The sequence below is a fragment of the Pseudomonas sp. StFLB209 genome (genome assembly GCF_000829415.1).
Taxonomy (GTDB): Bacteria; Pseudomonadota; Gammaproteobacteria; order Pseudomonadales; family Pseudomonadaceae; genus Aquipseudomonas.
Map to the genome: position 1 here is coordinate 2,667,226 of NZ_AP014637.1, position 17,909 is coordinate 2,685,134.

The 17,909-nt window shown below is 60.0% G+C and carries 15 protein-coding genes and 1 pseudogene; 11 read left to right on the top strand and 5 right to left on the bottom strand.

What is annotated here, in order from left to right; all coding sequences use genetic code 11:
• Positions 1 to 2: 2 nt before the first annotated feature.
• From livM to PSCI_RS12085, 4 genes are all read left to right on the top strand, one after another.
• Entirely contained in the window at positions 3 to 1,301 is a 1,299-nt protein-coding gene (gene livM, locus PSCI_RS12070; RefSeq protein WP_045486879.1) for a high-affinity branched-chain amino acid ABC transporter permease LivM, read from the top strand.
• Entirely contained in the window at positions 1,298 to 2,173 is an 876-nt protein-coding gene (locus PSCI_RS12075) for an ABC transporter ATP-binding protein (RefSeq protein ID WP_045486881.1), read from the top strand. The genes livM and PSCI_RS12075 overlap by 4 nt, the downstream gene beginning before the upstream one ends.
• Positions 2,170 to 2,886, top strand: coding sequence for an ABC transporter ATP-binding protein (locus tag PSCI_RS12080; RefSeq protein ID WP_045486883.1), 717 nt, complete (start codon positions 2,170 to 2,172; stop codon positions 2,884 to 2,886). Before PSCI_RS12075 ends, PSCI_RS12080 begins: the two co-directional genes overlap by 4 nt.
• Before the next feature lie 760 nt (positions 2,887 to 3,646).
• Positions 3,647 to 4,411 carry an SDR family oxidoreductase gene (locus PSCI_RS12085; RefSeq protein WP_045486886.1) on the top strand — a complete coding sequence of 255 codons (765 nt, stop codon included), beginning with the start codon at positions 3,647 to 3,649 and terminating at the stop codon, positions 4,409 to 4,411.
• Positions 4,412 to 4,521: 110 nt separating this feature from the next.
• Here PSCI_RS12085 and PSCI_RS12090 read toward each other — a convergent pair whose 3' ends face one another.
• Both PSCI_RS12090 and PSCI_RS12095 read right to left on the bottom strand, forming a co-directional pair.
• Entirely contained in the window at positions 4,522 to 5,664 is a 1,143-nt protein-coding gene (locus tag PSCI_RS12090) for an AGE family epimerase/isomerase (RefSeq protein ID WP_045486888.1), read from the bottom strand.
• Positions 5,665 to 5,714: 50 nt separating this feature from the next.
• Entirely contained in the window at positions 5,715 to 6,341 is a 627-nt protein-coding gene (locus tag PSCI_RS12095) for a TetR family transcriptional regulator (RefSeq protein ID WP_045486891.1), read from the bottom strand.
• 160 nt (positions 6,342 to 6,501) lie between these two features.
• Here PSCI_RS12095 and PSCI_RS12100 point away from each other — a divergent pair, with 160 nt between their 5' ends.
• Complete coding sequence (locus tag PSCI_RS12100; RefSeq protein WP_045486894.1) at positions 6,502 to 8,568, top strand: AsmA family protein; 2,067 nt, start codon at positions 6,502 to 6,504, stop codon at positions 8,566 to 8,568.
• Positions 8,569 to 9,031: 463 nt separating this feature from the next.
• On the opposite strand, the gene PSCI_RS12105 is transcribed toward PSCI_RS12100, so the two are convergent.
• The gene (locus PSCI_RS12105) at positions 9,032 to 9,574 is read right to left on the bottom strand and encodes a ferritin-like domain-containing protein (protein WP_045486897.1); all 543 of its coding nucleotides are present in this window, start codon (positions 9,572 to 9,574) and stop codon (positions 9,032 to 9,034) included.
• A 196-nt stretch (positions 9,575 to 9,770) separates the two neighbouring features.
• Here PSCI_RS12105 and PSCI_RS30150 point away from each other — a divergent pair, with 196 nt between their 5' ends.
• The 3 genes and pseudogenes from PSCI_RS30150 (at position 9,771) to PSCI_RS30160 (ending at position 12,040) form a co-directional block, all read left to right on the top strand.
• Positions 9,771 to 9,857 carry a hypothetical protein gene (locus PSCI_RS30150; RefSeq protein ID WP_442963079.1) on the top strand — a complete coding sequence of 29 codons (87 nt, stop codon included), beginning with the start codon at positions 9,771 to 9,773 and terminating at the stop codon, positions 9,855 to 9,857.
• Positions 9,858 to 10,273: 416 nt separating this feature from the next.
• Positions 10,274 to 11,185 (top strand): annotated as a pseudogene (locus PSCI_RS30155) (methyl-accepting chemotaxis protein); the annotation flags it as partial.
• A gap of 141 nt (positions 11,186 to 11,326) precedes the next feature.
• Positions 11,327 to 12,040, top strand: coding sequence for a methyl-accepting chemotaxis protein (locus tag PSCI_RS30160; protein WP_442965470.1), 714 nt, complete (start codon positions 11,327 to 11,329; stop codon positions 12,038 to 12,040).
• 81 nt (positions 12,041 to 12,121) lie between these two features.
• Here PSCI_RS30160 and osmE read toward each other — a convergent pair whose 3' ends face one another.
• Positions 12,122 to 12,460 (bottom strand): osmotically-inducible lipoprotein OsmE, encoded by a 339-nt coding sequence (osmE, locus tag PSCI_RS12115; RefSeq protein WP_045486901.1) that lies wholly within the window; start codon positions 12,458 to 12,460, stop codon positions 12,122 to 12,124.
• Positions 12,461 to 12,630: 170 nt separating this feature from the next.
• Between osmE and PSCI_RS12120 the strand changes: the two genes are divergently transcribed.
• Both PSCI_RS12120 and PSCI_RS12125 read left to right on the top strand, forming a co-directional pair.
• On the top strand, positions 12,631 to 13,521 hold the full coding sequence (locus PSCI_RS12120) for an esterase/lipase family protein (protein ID WP_045486903.1): 891 nt from the start codon (positions 12,631 to 12,633) through the stop codon (positions 13,519 to 13,521).
• A gap of 177 nt (positions 13,522 to 13,698) precedes the next feature.
• Entirely contained in the window at positions 13,699 to 14,709 is a 1,011-nt protein-coding gene (locus PSCI_RS12125) for an AI-2E family transporter (protein WP_045486905.1), read from the top strand.
• Between the two features lie 90 nt (positions 14,710 to 14,799).
• Here PSCI_RS12125 and PSCI_RS12130 read toward each other — a convergent pair whose 3' ends face one another.
• Positions 14,800 to 16,065, bottom strand: a complete 1,266-nt coding sequence (locus PSCI_RS12130; protein ID WP_045486907.1) for an Hsp70 family protein — start codon at positions 16,063 to 16,065, stop codon at positions 14,800 to 14,802.
• A gap of 142 nt (positions 16,066 to 16,207) precedes the next feature.
• On the opposite strand from PSCI_RS12130, the gene PSCI_RS12135 reads away from it, so the two are divergent.
• On the top strand, positions 16,208 to 17,872 hold the full coding sequence (locus tag PSCI_RS12135) for a DUF4153 domain-containing protein (protein ID WP_045486909.1): 1,665 nt from the start codon (positions 16,208 to 16,210) through the stop codon (positions 17,870 to 17,872).
• Positions 17,873 to 17,909 lie beyond the last annotated feature (37 nt).

A 17,909-nucleotide genomic window follows, 5' to 3' on the forward strand; every position in this document is an offset into this window, starting at 1 on the left:
GCATGTCAGCTCCTACTAAACCAATCGATTACAAGAAAAGCCTGATCGACGCGGTGCTGGCCGGCCTGCTCGCGCTGATCGTGTTCGGTCCTATCGTCGGCGTGGTCCTGGATGGCTACAGCTTCAATCTTGAGCCTGCCAAGGTGGCGATGTTTGTCGCCGTGGTCATGGTCGGGCGCCTGCTGCTCAGCCTGTTCCTGCAAACGGCGCGTGGCCAGCGGCTGGCCCAGGGCATGGAGTCCGGTGGCGCAGGGGTGCATGTGCTCAAGCCTGATCACAAGTCGAGCCTGTACTGGATTATCCCGGCCCTGATCGTCATTGCCGTGATCTTTCCGGTATTTGCCAACAAGTACCTGCTGACCGTGGTCATTCTTGGCCTGATCTACGTGTTGCTCGGCCTGGGGCTGAACATCGTGGTCGGTCTGGCTGGCCTGCTCGATCTGGGGTACGTGGCGTTTTACGCCATCGGCGCCTACGGTCTGGCGCTGGGTTACCAGTATCTGGGCCTGGGTTTCTGGTCGGCCTTGCCCTTGGCGGCCATTGCTGCGGCACTGGCGGGCTGTATCCTGGGCTTTCCGGTGTTGCGCATGCACGGTGATTATCTGGCCATCGTGACCCTGGGTTTTGGCGAAATCATTCGCCTGGTGCTCAACAACTGGCTGTCGTTCACCGGTGGTCCCAATGGTGTGCCGGTGCCGTCGCCGACCTTCTTCGGTCTGGAGTTCGGGCGCAGGGCGAGAGAGGGCGGGGTGCCGATCCACGAGTACTTTGGCTTCGAATACAACCCTGACCTGAAATTCCTGTTCATCTATGCGGTGCTGTTCATCGTGGTGCTGGCGGTGCTGTTCATCAAGCATCGCCTGACCCGTATGCCTATCGGGCGTGCCTGGGAAGCGCTGCGTGAGGACGAGATCGCCTGTCGTGCCATGGGCCTGAACCATGTGCTGGTCAAACTCTCGGCATTCACCATCGGTGCCTCCACTGCCGGTCTTGCCGGAGTGTTTTTCGCCAGCTATCAAGGCTTCGTCAACCCGACCTCGTTCACCTTTTTCGAGTCGGCACTGATCCTCGCCATCGTGGTACTGGGTGGCATGGGCTCGACGGTCGGCGTGGTGATCGCGGCGTTCGTGCTGACGGTTGCCCCTGAACTGCTGCGTAGCTTCGCTGAATATCGGGTGCTGCTGTTCGGCATCCTGATGGTATTGATGATGATCTGGCGGCCACGCGGCCTGATCCGTATCAGCCGCACCGGCGTCAAGCCTCGCAAGGGTGTTCTGGTGCAGGGAGGAGCGGCGCAATGAGCCAGGAAATCGTACTTTCGGTCGAGCACCTGATGATGCACTTTGGCGGTATCAAGGCGTTGAGTGACGTCAGCCTGCAAGTGCGGCGCAATTCGATCTTCGCCCTGATCGGCCCCAACGGCGCCGGCAAGACCACCGTGTTCAACTGCCTGACCGGCTTTTACAAGGCCACTGGCGGGCGCATCGAGCTGCACACCCGTGGCAAAACCACCAACGTCATCAAGCTGCTGGGCGAGTCTTTCCAGCCGACCGACTTTATCTCGCCACCGAGCTTTTTCCGCCGGCTGTACTACAAGATGTTCGGCGGTACTCACCTGGTGAACCGCGCAGGGCTGGCAAGGACGTTCCAGAACATTCGCCTGTTCAAGGAAATGTCCGTGGTGGAGAACCTGTTGGTGGCCCAGCACATGTGGGTCAACCGCAACTTGCTCAGCGGTATCCTCAACACCCGTGGCTATCGCAAGGCCGAAGAGGACGCTTTGAATACCGCGTTCTACTGGCTCGAAGTGGTGGATCTGGTGGACTGTGCCAACCGCCTGGCCGGTGAGTTGTCCTACGGCCAGCAACGGCGTCTGGAAATCGCCCGGGCCATGTGTACCCGGCCCCAGGTGATTTGCCTCGACGAGCCGGCTGCCGGCCTCAACCCGCAGGAAACCGAAGCCCTGAGCGGCATGATCCGCAAGCTGCGCGATGAACACGACATGACGATCGTGCTGATCGAGCACGATATGGGGATGGTCATGAGCATTTCCGATGACATCGTGGTGCTCGACCACGGCAACGTGATTGCGGCGGGCAAGCCACAAGACATTCGTAACGACCCCAAAGTGATTGCTGCCTATCTGGGCGCTGAGGAAGAGGAACTGGTATGAGTCAACCGATCCTCGAATTGAAAGAGATCGACGTGTTCTACGGGCCGATCCAGGCCCTCAAGAAGGTGTCGCTGCACATCGATGAAGGCGAGACGGTTAGCCTGATCGGTGCCAACGGGGCCGGCAAGTCGACCCTGCTGATGTCGATTTTCGGCCAGCCGCGGGCGGCCAGCGGGCAGATTCTCTACCAGGGCACCGACATCACCCAGAAGTCCTCGCACTACATCGCTTCCAACGGTATTGCCCAGTCACCGGAGGGCCGCCGGGTGTTCCCCGACATGTCGGTGGAAGAGAATCTGCTGATGGGCACCATTCCGATTGGTGACAAGCACTGCGGCGAAGACATGCAGCGTATGTTCGAGTTGTTTCCCCGGCTCAAGGAGCGGCGCAATCAGCGGGCGATGACCATGTCGGGTGGCGAGCAGCAGATGCTGGCCATTGCCCGGGCGCTGATGAGCCGGCCCAAACTGCTGCTGCTTGATGAGCCGAGCCTTGGCCTGGCACCGATCATCGTCAAACAGATCTTTTCGATCCTGCGCGAGCTGGCCTCTACCGGCATGACCATCTTTCTGGTCGAGCAGAACGCCAACCACGCCCTGAAACTGTCTGACCGCGCCTACGTGATGGTCAACGGCGAGATTCGCCTGTCCGGCACCGGCCAGGAGCTGCTCTGCAACGAGGAGGTGCGCAACGCTTATCTGGGCGGGCATTGATCGCGTCAAGTTTTCAACAGCAGTTATCCACGCCCCGGCCGGTTATCGTCCGGGGCGTCATTTTTTCCGATTGTGGAAAACCTTTTTGGCGCGGCGCTGGAGCGCGACATAAAGCCGCTGTAACGGCCTGTTTTGTCACGCTTTTGACTTGTTCAGGATTACTGTGGAACTGACTGTTGATAACTTGGTGGCATTTATCTGTAGGCCTTTATATACAAGGCTTATAGCGCTATGGTTAAAAAATGATCAGCGGTTTTTTTCAAGCGTATCAGAGCGTTTGTCAATCGTTTGAGCGCTGGTTATTGATACAGTATAAGGTGCTTGTCATCCTGTGGATAACTCTGTGGGAAAGCCTTGGAAAGACTCGGCAATGCCAAGTACCCAAAGGGCTGCGACGTATTTTCGCTAAACATCCATGAACGGCTCGTTACAACCAGGCAGCGCAAGTCAAGCAAAAAACTTTTCCTTAGGCCCTGCAGCCCGCGTCACGCAAGGCTTTGCCGGTTTCAGAGTTGCTCACGGAAATTGTGGGCCTGACTGTGGATAAGGTGAGTAAAACCAGCTACAGGCCACGAACTGCATGGCTTACAGGCTGTTGATCGTTTTTTGTACAGTTCCACGTGGTATTGGCTGTTTTATCCACCGGGCTTGATCCTCGGCCGATCGCACGGGCATTCTGCCGGTCTTGTGTGCGCGGCTGTTTGCAGTTGACGCACTTATCAACAGGCTGCGCGGTTCAGCGCCATGTCAGGAGAATGAAATGACTTCCACCGTATTCATTACCGGAGCGACGTCCGGGTTTGGCGAAGCCTGTGCCCGCCGCTTTGCCGAGGCCGGCTGGTCGCTGGTACTTACCGGTCGGCGCAAGGAGCGTCTGGATGCGCTGCAGGCCGAGTTGTCGGCCAAGACCCGGGTGCTGACCCTTGAGCTGGACGTGCGTGACCGCAAGGCCATGGAGAAGGCCATCGCCGAACTGCCGGAAGAATTCGCCACGATTCGCGGACTTATCAACAACGCAGGCCTGGCCTTGGGCCTGGAACCGGCACCGAAGTGCGATCTGGACGACTGGGACACCATGATCGACACCAACATCAAGGGCCTGGTCTATACCACGCGCCTGCTGTTGCCCCGCCTGATCGCCCATGGTCGTGGTGCGAGCATTGTCAACCTGGGGTCGGTGGCCGGTAACTACCCGTATCCGGGCGGTAACGTATACGGCGGCTCCAAGGCCTTTGTCGGTCAGTTCTCGCTGAACTTGCGCAACGACCTGGTCGGCACTGGCGTGCGGGTCACCAACCTTGAGCCGGGCCTTTGCGAAAGCGAGTTCTCGCTGGTGCGTTTTGCCGGTGACCAGTCCAAGTACGACGCCACCTATGCCGGCGCCGAGCCGATCCAGCCGCAAGACATTGCCGAGACCATCTTCTGGATCATGAACACGCCGGCCCACGTCAACATCAACAGCCTGGAGCTGATGCCGGTCAGCCAGACCTGGGCAGGCTTTGCCATCGATCGCAACCGCGGCTAAAACCTGTTCGCTGACCCCGTAGGAGCTGCTTTAGCAGCGAATTTCAGCAGCGAATTGATGCTGAAGCCTTCGCGGCTGAAGCGGACCGCCGCCCGGCCGCTCCTACCGGCTCAGGTGTTGTTATTGAGGTGGTTTTCCAGCCCCAGGTAGCAGGTTGCCAGGTGGTACGGGGTGGTGGAGGGCATGTCGCTGCGGCTGACCTTGCCCTCGCTGTCCAGGCACTCATGCCAGCCCTGTGGATAAATGAACCGGGTCTGCAGCGCCATGGCCTGCGCAGGCAGCAATGACTTTGCGCCGTCGCGTAACGCCAGGGCACGCAGGTACTCGGCCTGGGCCCAGATACGCTGGGTGCCGTCCACGACACTGCCATCGGGTTTGAGCATTGCACTGACCGCGCCGCTGCGGGCATCCACACCTTGCGCCTGAGCCACGGCGAACGCTGTGTGCATCGCCTTGTACAACGGGCTGCCATGCAACTGCGGGGTTGATTGCAGAAGAAAGAACCACTCGAACTGGTGCCCCGGCTCATACCAGTTATCCACAGCGCCGAGCGGCTTCTCCAGCAGCACCCCGCTCGCCGGATCAATGAAGTGCTCATGCATGTGATCCACCAGCCCTTCCAGTGCCTCGACGGTGTCGGTGTCGGCGCGCACTTGTAACGTCGCCAGAAAGGCTTCGGCCAGGTGCATCAGCGGGTTTTGCAACGCGCCGCTGCCCAGATCGGACCAGTCTTCGCCAAGGCTCGCTTCATAAAGCCCCTGGCCATCGGCAAAATGCTCGCGTACCACGCTCAAGGCGGCATCCAGTGCCGACTCGGCCAATGGCTCTCGGGTTTTGGCCCAGTAGTGCGCGCAGGCAAAAATGATGAACGCGTGGGTATACAGATCCTTGCGCCGATCCAGCGGGGCGCCTTGCGGGTCGATGCTGTAGAACCAGCCGCCATGCTCGGCATCGTGAAAGTGCCGCTGCAACGAGCGGAACAACGCATGGGCACGCTGCTCGGCTTGCGGCACTTGCGAGTTGCCGATCAGGCTTGCGAACACAAACAACTGGCGGGCGCAGGCCATGGCCCGGTAGCGTTGTGCAGGCAGTGGCTGGTGCGCGGGGTCGACGGCCTCAAAGGGCAGTGCCAATGCCGGGTTCCAGCCTGGGCCCAGCCATATGGGCACGACAATCTGGAGAAAATGCGTTTGCAAGGCGGCAAACACCTGACTCAGTTCAGGCTGTGGAGCGGTGCTGGAGGCGTGGGGCATGAGCGGGCATCACGGCAGGATCGGATGCGCGCATGTTAACAGGCGTACTGCTAACCGTGCAGGCCGCGCCAATGGCGCGCGCCCATAAATATGAAACGCAGTTGTTCGGTGATCTTAGCCTGCGGGGTCAGGTGGGCCGCCAGCGGGGCAGCTGGCGGGTCGATCAGCTCTGGCAACATGGCGAACACACTCTTGACCACCAGATCGGCAATGATGCCCAGCGAGTTGCTGTTCAAATGCTGCCACTTGGGCATTTTCCCCAGGTCTGTGGCCAGGTCGGCGACGATACCTTCGCGCAATGCCGCCAGCGCCTGACGAACCTGCAATGAGCCGCCGTACTGTTCGCGTGCCAGGAACAGAAACTGCTGCCGGTTGGCCGCCACACCGTCGAGAAAAATCCGTACCGAGGCTTCGATCAGGCCGCCCATCACCATTTCGTTATGGCGGACCAGGCGGATGGTTTCCCGAAAGGTATGGCCGACTTCCGCGACCAACGCCAGACCCAACTGGTCCATGTCGTCGAAATGCCGATAGAAACCGGTCGGCACGATCCCGGCAGTACGCGCCACCTCCCGCAGGCTCAGACTGCCGAAGCCGCAGCCGCTTTCCATCAACTGATGTGCGGCGTCGAGCAGGGCGCGGCGGGTCTGTTGTTTCTGTTCGGCGCGGGGTGACATGGGTGGGGCGTTCCGGGGATAAACTGCGCTGCACTCTAACACGAGAGCGACCGATAGCAGGTTGATGAGTGATCGAGTCAAACCATGCTGGCTTTTACCAGTCAAAGTGGTATGTCGTGTGTAGCGCGCCTGATTGGCGCGCGGGTTCTGGAGAGTCGCAATGACGCGCAGCCGCAAGATTTTCGCCTGGACAGGCGTCACCCTGGTCGCCCTGCTGGCCATTCTGATCGTTGTGATCGCCACCTTTGACTGGAACCGCCTCAAACCTTTTATCAACGACAAAGTCAGCGCAGCCTTGCATCGTCCGTTTGCCATCAACGGAGATCTGAGCGTGCGCTGGCAGCGCGAAGGCGATGAAAACGGCTGGCGTGGCTGGGTGCCCTGGCCGCAGTTTGTCGCGCAGGACCTGACCCTGGGCAACCCTGACTGGTCGCGTCAGGCGCAGATGGTCACGCTCAAACAAGTGACGTTCAGCCTCTCGCCGTTGCCGTTATTGAGCCAGCGGGTGGTGATTCCCCGCATCGAACTGAATCAACCCGACGCGAAACTCGAACGGCTGGCCGACGGCCGCGCCAACTGGGTGTTCGACCTGCCCAAGTCCGATCCAGACGCAGAGCCTTCGGCGTGGGAGCTCGACATTGGCTCGATCCGCTTCGACAAAGGCCTGGTAAGCATTGATGACCAGACCCTTAAAACCCGGATGGAACTGGTCATCACCCCATTGGGTAAACCGATTCCGTTCAGTGACATTGTCGGCGGCAAAGAAGCACAGAAGGTGGCCGAGAAGGGCGCCAGGCCCCAGGACTATGCCTTTGCCATCGCCACCAAGGGTCAATACCGTGGCCTGCCGGTTGGCGGCAATGGCAAGGTTGGCGGGTTGCTGGCCCTCAAGGATGCCAGCCAGCCATTTCCGGTGCAGGCCGATGTAAAAATTGCCGATACCCATATCGTGGTCGCCGGCACCCTGACCGATCCGCAGAACTTCGGCGCCCTGGACCTGCGCCTGAAACTCTCCGGCGCGAGCCTGAGCAACCTGTACCCGCTGACCGGCGTGACCCTGCCCGATTCAGGGGCATACGCCACCGACGGTCGATTGATTGCCCGGCTCAAGGACCCGCAAGGTGCGAACTTCCGTTATGAAGACTTCAACGGCAAGATCGGTAACAGTGACATCCACGGTGACCTGGGCTTTGTCGCCAGCCAGCCACGGCCGAAACTGACCGGTAAGCTGGTGTCCAACCAGTTGCTGTTCACCGATCTGGCGCCGCTGATCGGTGCCGATTCCAATACCGAGCAGAAAAAGCGCGGCGGCGAGAGCAAGCAGCCGTCGGGTAAAGTGTTGCCGGTCGAGACATTTGCCACCGACCGCTGGCGCGCCATGGATGCCGATGTGGAGTTCACCGGCAAGCGCATCGTCCAGGCGCCGGAACTACCGCTGAGCGACCTGTACACCCATGTGCTGCTCGATGATGGTCAGTTGAGCCTGCAACCGCTGCGCTTTGGCGTGGCCGGCGGCAAGCTTGATGCCGATATTCGCCTTAACGGTCGCGTCCAGCCGCTGCAGGGGCGCGCCAAACTGTCGGCCCGGGGCTTTAAGCTCAAGCAGTTGTTCCCCACGTTCGAACCGATGAAAACCAGCTTCGGTGAGCTCAATGGTGACGCTGATATCAGCGGCCAGGGCAACTCGGTCGCGACCTTGTTGGGGACCGCCAATGGCCAACTGCGCATGTTGATCAACGATGGTGCGATCAGTCGCGGGCTGATGGAAATCGCCGGGCTCAATGTTGGCAACTATCTGGTTGGAGAGTTGTTCGGTGACAAGGAGGTGAAGATCAATTGCGCGGTCAGCGACTTCGGGATCAAGGACGGCCTGGCCAGCAGCCGGTTGTTTGTGTTCGATACCGAGAACGCGATCATTTACATCAATGGCACCGCCAATCTCAAGAGCGAGCAACTGGACCTGAAGATCAACCCTGAGTCGAAAGGCTTGCGGGTGTTTTCCCTGCGTTCACCGCTGTACGTCAACGGCACCTTTGCCAAACCCAATGCCGGCGTACAGACCGGCCCGTTGTTGCTGCGCGGCGCCGGCATGCTGGCGCTGGGTGTCGCCGCCGGCCCTGCCGCGAGCCTGCTGGCGCTGGTTGCCACCGGCGACAGCACCCCGGACCAATGCACCCCGATGCTGGAACAGATCAGGGCCGGCAAGTTACCCAAGGCGACCCGATAATCAGGGGTAAGCCCAATACTGTTCGATTAAGCCTCAAAAATCTCTATGGGAGATCGCCCGCCGCCTCGGCGCCGCGCTGTCGCGTAGCCAACACGCAACCCCGTAGGAGCAGCTTTAGCTGCGAAAGGCTTCGCAGCTAAAGCTGCTCCTACGGGAGGGCCTTGTAAATCAGCGATTTGTAATTTGTTTGATGAGAGCGAACTCTGCTCGCGAAGAGGTCGGTAAAGTCACGGCAGATGCAGTGTTTTTACTGGCCTCTTAGCTACCAGGGGAGCTCCCACAGAGGTATATAGCGACTAAAAGAACAGTCCTGGAGTTAGGCCCATTACTGCTCCCTCCGAAGCATAAAGTGCCTGATTGACCTTTGGCAGGCCTGGTCCAGTGGCTGGCCTGTGCCGGGCAGTGGAGCAGAATCAATAGCGAGTGGCCGAGGCGTCATGGATAGCGCCCCAGCCATCCACCTTCACAAATCAGCGAGAATGTCCGCCATGTCGTCGGCGTGTTCTTCTTCCTGGGCCAGAATGTCTTCGAAGATGCGCCGGGTGGTCGGGTCAGCTTCGCCGATGTACTGGATGATCTCCCGATAGCTGTCCACTGCGATGCGCTCGGCCACCAGGTCTTCGTAGACCATTTCCTTGAGCGTTGTGCCGGCCACGTACTGGGCGTGGGAATTCTTCGACAGCAGGTCCGGGTTGAACTCCGGCTCGCCGCCCAGTTGCACGATGCGCTCGGCGAGTTTATCGGCGTGTTCGGCTTCCTGTTGGGCGTGTTCGAGGAACTCTGCCGCCGCAACGCTGGCTTTAAGCCCCGAAGCCATGAAGTAGTGACGTTTGTAGCGCAGCACGCACACCAGTTCGGTGGCCAGCGACTCATTGAGCAGGCGCAGGATGGTATCGCGGTCGGCGCTGTAGCCTTCGGTGACCGCGCCGTTCTCGACGTTCTGGCGGGCACGCTGGCGCAGGCTGCTGACGTCAGACAGGGTATGGGCTGGGTTCAGGCTGTTCATCAGGTATCTCCTGGGCTAGTACGGTTGTGACGCTTCGCTCTGTTGCAGCCGGTGCGGCGAAGTCGTTACAGGTTGTGAGTAACAAGCGACAGGAAAAGTTTTATCGGAATTCAATCATTCATCCGGGTGTAAAAAACACGAAACGACTGCTGCACGTGGGGGTCACAACGAGGAGACCTTTCTATGGAGAGACACCATGCTCAAGTTCCTTGGCGGCACTGTCGGCATCATTTTTCTGATTGGTTTGATCGTGGTCATCGCGCTGTTCAAGCTGGTTTTCTGAGGTTTGAATGATTCAAGGCTGCACGATTGCTGCTGGGCTGCCAGCCAACTGACGTGCAGCCTCGCTTCGCGCCGTCCCCCCCGGTCCTGTTCGAAGCTGCTGATGCGTCCTTATTTATGCGCATAAAGCAATAATCACTCTGATTTTTGCATTGGAGCGATTGAAACCGCCCTGTCATTCTGCCAGCCCGTTCTGTTACGCCAGCACCCCCTGCACTGCGCGTCCCAGGCTGTCTGTCGGATTGAATAGGAGTACCGGGTATGTATCGCTGGCTGGCCAATCTGACTGTCGCCAAGAAACTGATGACAGGTTTCGGGCTGCTGCTGTTGATGAGTGTTCTGATTTTTTGCGCCGGCTGGAGCTCCATCAGCGCGTTGTCCGGGCGTATGGATCGTATGAGCGCTGTGAACAAGCTCATGGATGACCTGGCGACGATGCGCCTAGCCAGATCGGATTATTTGCAGAGTGAGGGCAATGCCGAAAAGGCCGGCACTCTGGAGAAAAGAATCAGCGCGACCGGGCAGACACTCAATGCCCTTGCCGGGCTGTACAGGCAGGCGTCGAATCAGGCGATTCTTGCTGAAATGGCACATTACCTGACGCAATACAGCGCCGGTCTTAATAACCTTAAAGCCAGTTATCAACAGATCGACGACTCACGCGCGATGCGGCGCAGTACCGGGGACAAGACCCTGGCACTGCTGGACAGCCTGGACGGTTATATCGGCAAGAATCAATTGAATGCCGAGCAACAGTACACGCTCTACCGAGCCGTCAAAGACCTGCAAATGCAGTTTCTGTATGCCCGGTTTGAAACGCGGGCCTACACCTACAGCAATAACCCGAACAGCTTTTCTGCATCGGTCGCGGCCGTCGACAAGACCTTGTCCAGTCTGGAGGTGTTGCGCCAGTCGCTGGATGACAGCGGTCAATCCGTTGCCTCAAGCTTGCACGATCTGGTTCTGGGTTATCGCGCCACGCTGGACGTTCATCAGGCGGCTTTGGTGCAGATCAGGACCCAAGTCGATGAAATCAAGAAGCAGGGTGATGCCATGCTGCAGCTCAGTCAGGGTCTGTATGCCAGTCAGATGCAGCTGCGTACCCAGGACACTCAAACCGCTGCCTGGACAATGGCGCTTAGCCTGGCGCTGGCGCTTGGCCTGGGGGTCTTTGGGGCCGTGCTGATCACCCGGCAGATTGCGCCGCCCCTGCGCGCCGCTCTGCAAAGCGTTCGGCGTATTGCCAGCGGTGATCTGACCGTGCAGCCTGCCTCGCGCCGTGAGGATGAAATCGGTCAGCTTGAGCAGGGGCTGGCCGACATGGTGACTCATTTGAGGCAACTGATCAGCCATATTGGCGATGGCGCGTCCATGATCGCCAGCTCAACGCAACAACTCTCGGCGATTACCCGGCAGACCAGCAGCGGCGCCAGTGAGCAGAAGCTTGAGACCGAGCAGGTTGCGACAGCGATGCATCAGATGAGCACCTCGGTCCAGGACGTGGCCCGCAGCGCAGTCGAAACGGCAAGCGCAGTGGACCAGGCTGCACAGGATGCCAACGGCGGCGCCACTATCGTCACCAAGGCCATAGAGCAGATCGAGAACCTGACCGGGGAGGTTCAGTTGACCAGCCAGGCGGTAAGCAGTCTGGCGCTGGAAAGTGGCCGTATCGGCGCCATGCTGGACGTCATCAAGTCGGTTGCCGAGCAGACCAACCTGCTGGCGTTGAACGCTGCCATTGAAGCGGCGCGGGCAGGCGAAGCCGGACGTGGTTTTGCCGTGGTGGCCGATGAGGTTCGCGCACTCGCCCAGCGGACACAGCAGTCGACCCAAGAGATAGAAGCACTGATTGCGGCGTTGAAGCAGGGCACCCAGCGCGCCGTACAGCGAATGGATGCCAGCCTGAAATTGACCACAGACAGCGTCGGGTTGGCCCGCGATGCCGGTCAGGCGTTGTCGAGCATTACCTCGAACATCATCGCCATCCAGGGCATGACCCGGCAGATTGCTGCCGCTGCCGAACAGCAGGGTGCGGTCGCCCAAGAGATCAGCCGCAGCGTGGTGAATGTGCGCAGCATTACCGAGCAGGCTTACACCGCGAGCGAGCAGACCAGCCAGGCGAGCATGGAGCTGGCCAGGCTGGGCCATACCCTGCAAGGCCATGTGCAGCGTTTTCAGGTCTGACGGGCGTTAGGTCGGTCACGACGCCAGAGAGCAAAAAGCCCGGTTTTTTAGTTACCGGGCTTTTGTCTATGTCGTTTAACGCTACATTGCCTTTTCGTTCTGCTCGCGCTGCTCACAGGTCATGAAACCCTTGTGTACCACCCTGCCATCACTGTTGAAACTCACGTGATACACCTGTTGGTGACCGTCTTTGGTCAGCACATAGTTATTACAGGTGCCAGGGTTGACCTTGCGCTGCACGGTGGTCGAAGGTTCGCCACCAATGGTCAGCACCTGCTGGCGGGTCATGCCGTTCTCGACCTGCTTGACCAGCGGCTGGTCGCGATAGGTCACGTAGTCCACCGGGTTTTGCACGGTGGTGCTGCCGCAGCCGGCCAGAGTTGCCAGAACACAGCTTGCTGCCAGGATTTGCTTGTACATCGCAGTCTCTCCGTATGACAGAGCCGATGCCGGCCCGGTACGATTTTGAACCGCAGCGGCGGCAGAGAGTTCGATGCATTTGGCCAGTATCGTTTGTTGGTCGTCTTTTGCTGCCTTGTCGGCAAACGCCGCTAGGCTGAACCCATCAAGGTTCAGGACAGGAGCGTCTCATGACACAAGACTACGCCACGCGTTATCCCCTGTTGTTGGTCCCCGGCCTGCTGGGATTTGTCAGGGTGCTGATCTACCCCTACTGGTTCGGGATCGTCAAACCTCTGGAGCGTGGTGGTGCCAAGGTCTTTCCGGTCATGGTTTCGGGGGTCAACTCCACGGAAATCCGCGGGGAACAACTGTTGTTGGTCATCGAGCAGATCATGCGCGAAACCGGCGCGACCAAGGTCAATCTGCTCGGCCATAGCCAGGGCGCGCTGACGGTCCGCTATGTGGCGGCCAAGCGCCCGGACCTGGTGGCCTCGGTCACCTCCGTGGCCGGCCCCAATCATGGTTCGGAACTGGCCGACTTTCTTGAGCGGCGGTTTCCGGTGGGCACGCCAGGCGGGCGTATCGTCAATGCGATCATCGGTTTGCTCGACGGGTTGATCCGGATCTTCGAAACCGGCTATCGCGGGCCGCGCTTGCCCACTGATATCAGTGCCTCGCACCAGTCGTTGACCACCACCGGCGTGGCCCTGTTCAACCGCGCGTATCCCCAAGGCTTGCCAGAGTCCTGGGGCGGGCAGGGCGCAGAGGTGGTCGATGGCGTGCGCTACTACTCCTGGTCGGGGATCATCAAGCCAGGGATCACCAATCGTGGGCTGAACCTGCTCGATGGCTCCAATATCGTCTGTCGCCTGTTTGCCCGGACCTTCACCAAAGAGCGCGGCCAGTGTGACGGCATGGTCGGGCGCTTCAGCTCGCATCTGGGGCGGGTGATCGGTGATGACTTTGCGCTGGATCACTTCGACAGCGTCAATCAGATGATCGGCCTGGTAGGGCGCGGGGCCCGGCCGGTGCAGCTGTTTCTGGAGCATGCCGCGCGGCTGAAAGCCGCCGGTCTCTAGCTTTCGCGCCCGCAAGAAATAATTTTCAGCCTGCGTCATTCGGTCGCGCCCCCGTCAAATCGGGGGCGCGCCGCTGATTGTTGCCAGTGTTGTCAGGCACGTTGCAGCGCGCTCACTGGTTCTCGCTCTGGAAGGCTGGCAGACTGCCCGCTTGTCCGTGCTGCCGTATGAGGCGCTATGCCAACGTTTTCTTCGCGTCAGATCTTCATCGCCAGTTGGCTCATCATGTTTGGCGGCCTGCTGTTCGTGCTGCCGTTTCGTTTGCTGCCAAGCCTGCTCTGCGGCCTGCTGGTGTTTGAGCTGGTCAACATGCTGACCCCGCGCTTGCAGCGCCTGATTGCCGGCGAGCGGGCGCGCTGGCTGGCGGTGGCGTTGCTTGGCACCCTGGTGGTGAGCCTGCTGGCTTTGTTGTTCGCCGGCGCGTTCAGCTTCATCCTGCACGAGGCGGAAAACCCTGGCGCCTCGCTGGACAAGTTCATGACCCTGATCGACCGCGCGCGCGGTCAGTTGCCGCCGTTCATCGAGTCCTACTTGCCGGCCAGTGCGGCCGAGTTCCGGGTCTCGCTGGTGGTCTGGCTGCAAAAGCACATTGGCGAGCTGCAACTGATCGGCAAGGGCGCCGCGCACATGTTCGTGACCATGCTCATTGGCATGGTATTGGGCGCGATCATTGCCTTGCAGCGCATCAGCGATGTCAGCAGCCGCAAGCCGCTGGCTGCCGCGCTGTTTGATCGTCTGCACCTGCTCAGCCAGGCGTTTCGCAACATTGTCTTTGCGCAGATCAAGATTTCGTTGCTCAACACCGCACTGACCTCGGTGTTTCTGGCCGTGGTGCTGCCGCTGTGGGGCATTCACCTGCCGCTGACCAAGACCCTGATCTTCATGACCTTCGTGCTGGGCCTGTTGCCGGTGGTGGGTAACCTGCTGTCCAACACGCTGATCTTCATCGTCGGCCTGTCGGTGTCGCTGTGGGTGGCGCTGGCGGCGCTGGGCTACCTGATCGTTATCCACAAGGTCGAGTACTTTCTCAACGCACGCATCGTCGGCGGCCAGATCAGTGCCAAGTCCTGGGAGCTGTTGCTGGCCATGCTGCTGTTCGAAGCCGCTTTCGGTTTGCCTGGCGTGGTGGCGGGGCCGGTGTACTACGCCTACCTCAAGAGCGAATTGAAGCAGGCGGGTCTGGTCTGAACGCAGCGACAAGCCGCAAGCTTTAAGCTAGAAGCTGGTCGAGGCTGGCTTTTCGCTTGAGGCTTACAGCTTGGGGCTTGCAACGGCTCCTCAGCCGTAACGCTTTTTGGCTTCGATCGCCAGGCCGCTGCCGATGCCGCCGAAGATATCGCCTTCAATGTGTCGGGCGTTGGGCAGCATCAGTGACACGCTGTTGCGCAGTGCCGGGATGCCGCTGGAACCGCCGGTGAAGAACACGGTGTTGACCTGCGCGACGCCGACCCCGGCCTTGTTCAGCAACTCAGTGACGCTGTTGCGCACTTGCTCCAGTTGCGACTCGATGGCCGACTCGAACAGCGGCCGGGTCAGGTCGACACTCAAGCCGGCCTCAATGCGTTGCATGGCCACATGGCGGCTTTCAGCCTGGCTCAGTTCGATCTTGCTGGCTTCCACTTCCATGGCCAGCCAGTGCCCGGCGCGCTGCTCGATCAGCTTGAACAGACGGTCGATGCCGTTGGCGTCTTCGATGTCGTAGCGCATGCTGCCCAGCGCCAGTTTCGATTTCTGTGAGTACACCGAGTTGATGGTGTGCCAGGTCGCCAGGTTAATGTGGTGGCTGGTCGGCATGAACGCACCGCTTTTCATCCGGCTGCCGTAGCCGAACAGCGGCATCACACCTTGCAGGCTCAGTTGCTTGTCGAAATCGGTACCGCCGATGTGTACGCCGCCGGTGGCCAGGATGTCGTCCTGGCGGTCGTCACGGCTGCGGCGCTCAGGCGCCAGGCGCACCAGCGAGAAGTCCGAGGTCCCGCCGCCGATGTCGACAATCAGCACCAGCTCTTCCTGGTCAATGCCCGACTCGTAGTCGAACGCTGCGGCAATCGGCTCGAACTGGAACGACACGTCTTTAAAGCCGATCTTGCGGGCGACGGCGGCCAGGGTGTCTTCGGCCTCCTGGTCGGCAGCGGCATCGTCATCGACAAAATGCACCGGGCGGCCCAGCACCACGTGCTCGAACTCCCGGCCGGCACTGCGTTCGGCGCGCTTTTTCAGCTCGCCGATAAACAACCCCAACAGGTCGGTAAACGGCATGGCGGTGCCCAGCACGCTGGTGTCGTGCTTGATCAGCTTGGAACCCAGCAGGCTCTTGAGCGAACGCATCAGGCGGCCTTCGTAGCCTTCCAGATACTCATGCAGGGCCAGGCGGCCAAACACCGGGCGGCGCTCTTCGATATTGAAGAACACCACTGACGGCAGGGTGATCTTGTCGTCTTCCAGGGCAATCAACGTTTCCATGCCGGGGCGCAGCCAGCCGACGGTGGAATTGGACGTGCCGAAGTCGATGCCGCAGGCACGGGCCGGGGATTGATCTGTCATGGAGAGTGCCTTCCAGAAAAAAACGGCCGCGCAGTGTATGTCAGTGCACCAGGAATGCGTAGTGCCATGTGCCGATTGGTTGCACGCCGGTGGCGCAGGTTTAAACTGCTGGGCTTTTCTCGATCAGGCATAAGGATGTGTGATGTCTCGGTTCATCAAGGGAACCCTGCCGCTTTATCTGCTGATAGGGCTGGTGCAAGGGCTGAGCATGCTCCTGGCGCTGGAGCTCAAGCAGCCTGCGCTGGGCGTGGCAGCCGCTGTACTGGGGATCAACCTGCAACTGCTCGGTGAGCGCTGGCACCAGCGTGTGCCACTGGCATGGACGGTGTTACTGGCGGCGACCATGGCGTTGATCACCGAGTGGGTCATGCACGCCTCTGCACAAAGCTCGCTGGCCTTCAGTTGGGGCGTTTGTGCGCTGGTCATCGGTTATGTCGCTACGGCCTTCATCGCCAGCGCCCCGGCCCGTCAGGGCTGGCGAGTGCCGTACCCGGCGTTGTTTCGGCATGCCTGGAACAACGCGTTCATCGTGCTGTTGGCTGTGGTGCTGAGCTGGCTGTTCTGGGGGCTACTGATGCTGTGCGCCAGCCTGTTCGAGATGATTGGCATTGTGGCGCTCAAGGACTGGATCAACCATCGATACGTTCTGCTGTTGGTCATGCCAGTGGTGTTTTCCGTCGGGATGCGCATGGGCTGCGAGAATGACAAGGTCATCGGCCTGTTGCGCGGCATCCTGTTAAGCCTGTGTCGTTTCCTGGCCCCGCTGGCGGCACTGATTGTCGTGCTGTTCTGCCTGAGCTTGCCGTTCACCGGCCTGGCATCGATCTGGAGCACCGGTTATGCCTCAAGGATCCTGCTGGGGCTGGTGGCAATCACGCTGTTTCTGGTCAATGGGGTGTTCCAGGATGGGCAGCAGCCTGCGGCCTATCCGTGCTGGCTGCGGCAGTTGATCAATCTCAGCCTGGTATGTCTGCCTGTGCTTACCGCGCTGGCCGGTTATTCGACCTGGCTGCGTCTGGACCAGTACGGCCTGTCGCCTTCGCGCTTTTTTGCCCTGTTGGTGGTGGCGTTTGCCGCGTTGTACAGCCTGGCGGCGATGTATGCCGTGTTGCGCTCGCCACAGGGCTGGCTGGGCAGCCTGCGCTGGAGCAACCCATGGCAGGCGTTGCTGGTCTGTGTGGTACTTCTACTGATTCATGGACCCGGCCTGAACCCGCAGGCATTGAGTGCAAGCAATCAGTTGCAGCGCTTGCTTGATGGTCGTACTCAGCCGGCTGAATTCGATGCCGCACATATGCATCGCAAGCTGGGCAAGCCAGGCCGCGAGACGTTCGAGTGGCTGCTGACCAACCTTGACCGGCTTGCGCAATTTTCTGCGCAGGACCGTGAGCTATTGCGTAACCGTCTTGAGGTCGAGCGCGACTACCGCAAGCGCGACAGCCTGCCGGTCGCAGCAGCCAACCGGGTCTGGATCGGTACGCCGGTGCCGGGCCATGAACAATTTGCCAACCCCAGGCTGGGCCTGCAAAGCTGCAACCAGCACCCGTGCGTGTTGTGGCCGGTAGACCTGGACGCTGACGGGCAGGCCGAAGTGGTGCTGTTCAGCGCCGATACCTCTTGGCTGGCATTTTTTCAGCGGCTCGAAGACGGCAATTGGGAGCGTGTCGGTTATCTGGAAGGTGATTATGGGCCTGATGACCTGCCTGAGCGGGTTCGCCAAGGCAAGTTCCGGCTGGTCCCGCCGCGCTATCAGGGGCTGGAAATCGATGGGCACAGGTTCTTTCCCAAAGAGCGCTTCTGGCCCTGAACAAAGTTGAAAATGAGTCGCGCAGAGTCATCCATAG

Coding starts and splice junctions, on each gene's coding strand:
- PSCI_RS12085 (WP_045486886.1), top strand. CDS start 3,647: ATGACTTCCACCGTATTCATTACCGGAGCGACGTCCGGGTTTGGCGAA.
- PSCI_RS12090 (WP_045486888.1), bottom strand. CDS start 5,664: ATGCCCCACGCCTCCAGCACCGCTCCACAGCCTGAACTGAGTCAGGTG.
- PSCI_RS12105 (WP_045486897.1), bottom strand. CDS start 9,574: ATGAACAGCCTGAACCCAGCCCATACCCTGTCTGACGTCAGCAGCCTG.
- PSCI_RS30160 (WP_442965470.1), top strand. CDS start 11,327: ATGCATCAGATGAGCACCTCGGTCCAGGACGTGGCCCGCAGCGCAGTC.
- PSCI_RS30150 (WP_442963079.1), top strand. CDS start 9,771: ATGCTCAAGTTCCTTGGCGGCACTGTCGGCATCATTTTTCTGATTGGT.
- PSCI_RS12125 (WP_045486905.1), top strand. CDS start 13,699: ATGCCAACGTTTTCTTCGCGTCAGATCTTCATCGCCAGTTGGCTCATC.
- PSCI_RS12075 (WP_045486881.1), top strand. CDS start 1,298: ATGAGCCAGGAAATCGTACTTTCGGTCGAGCACCTGATGATGCACTTT.
- PSCI_RS12120 (WP_045486903.1), top strand. CDS start 12,631: ATGACACAAGACTACGCCACGCGTTATCCCCTGTTGTTGGTCCCCGGC.
- livM (WP_045486879.1), top strand. CDS start 3: ATGTCAGCTCCTACTAAACCAATCGATTACAAGAAAAGCCTGATCGAC.
- PSCI_RS12080 (WP_045486883.1), top strand. CDS start 2,170: ATGAGTCAACCGATCCTCGAATTGAAAGAGATCGACGTGTTCTACGGG.
- PSCI_RS12095 (WP_045486891.1), bottom strand. CDS start 6,341: ATGTCACCCCGCGCCGAACAGAAACAACAGACCCGCCGCGCCCTGCTC.
- osmE (WP_045486901.1), bottom strand. CDS start 12,460: ATGTACAAGCAAATCCTGGCAGCAAGCTGTGTTCTGGCAACTCTGGCC.
- PSCI_RS12135 (WP_045486909.1), top strand. CDS start 16,208: ATGTCTCGGTTCATCAAGGGAACCCTGCCGCTTTATCTGCTGATAGGG.
- PSCI_RS12130 (WP_045486907.1), bottom strand. CDS start 16,065: ATGACAGATCAATCCCCGGCCCGTGCCTGCGGCATCGACTTCGGCACG.
- PSCI_RS12100 (WP_045486894.1), top strand. CDS start 6,502: ATGACGCGCAGCCGCAAGATTTTCGCCTGGACAGGCGTCACCCTGGTC.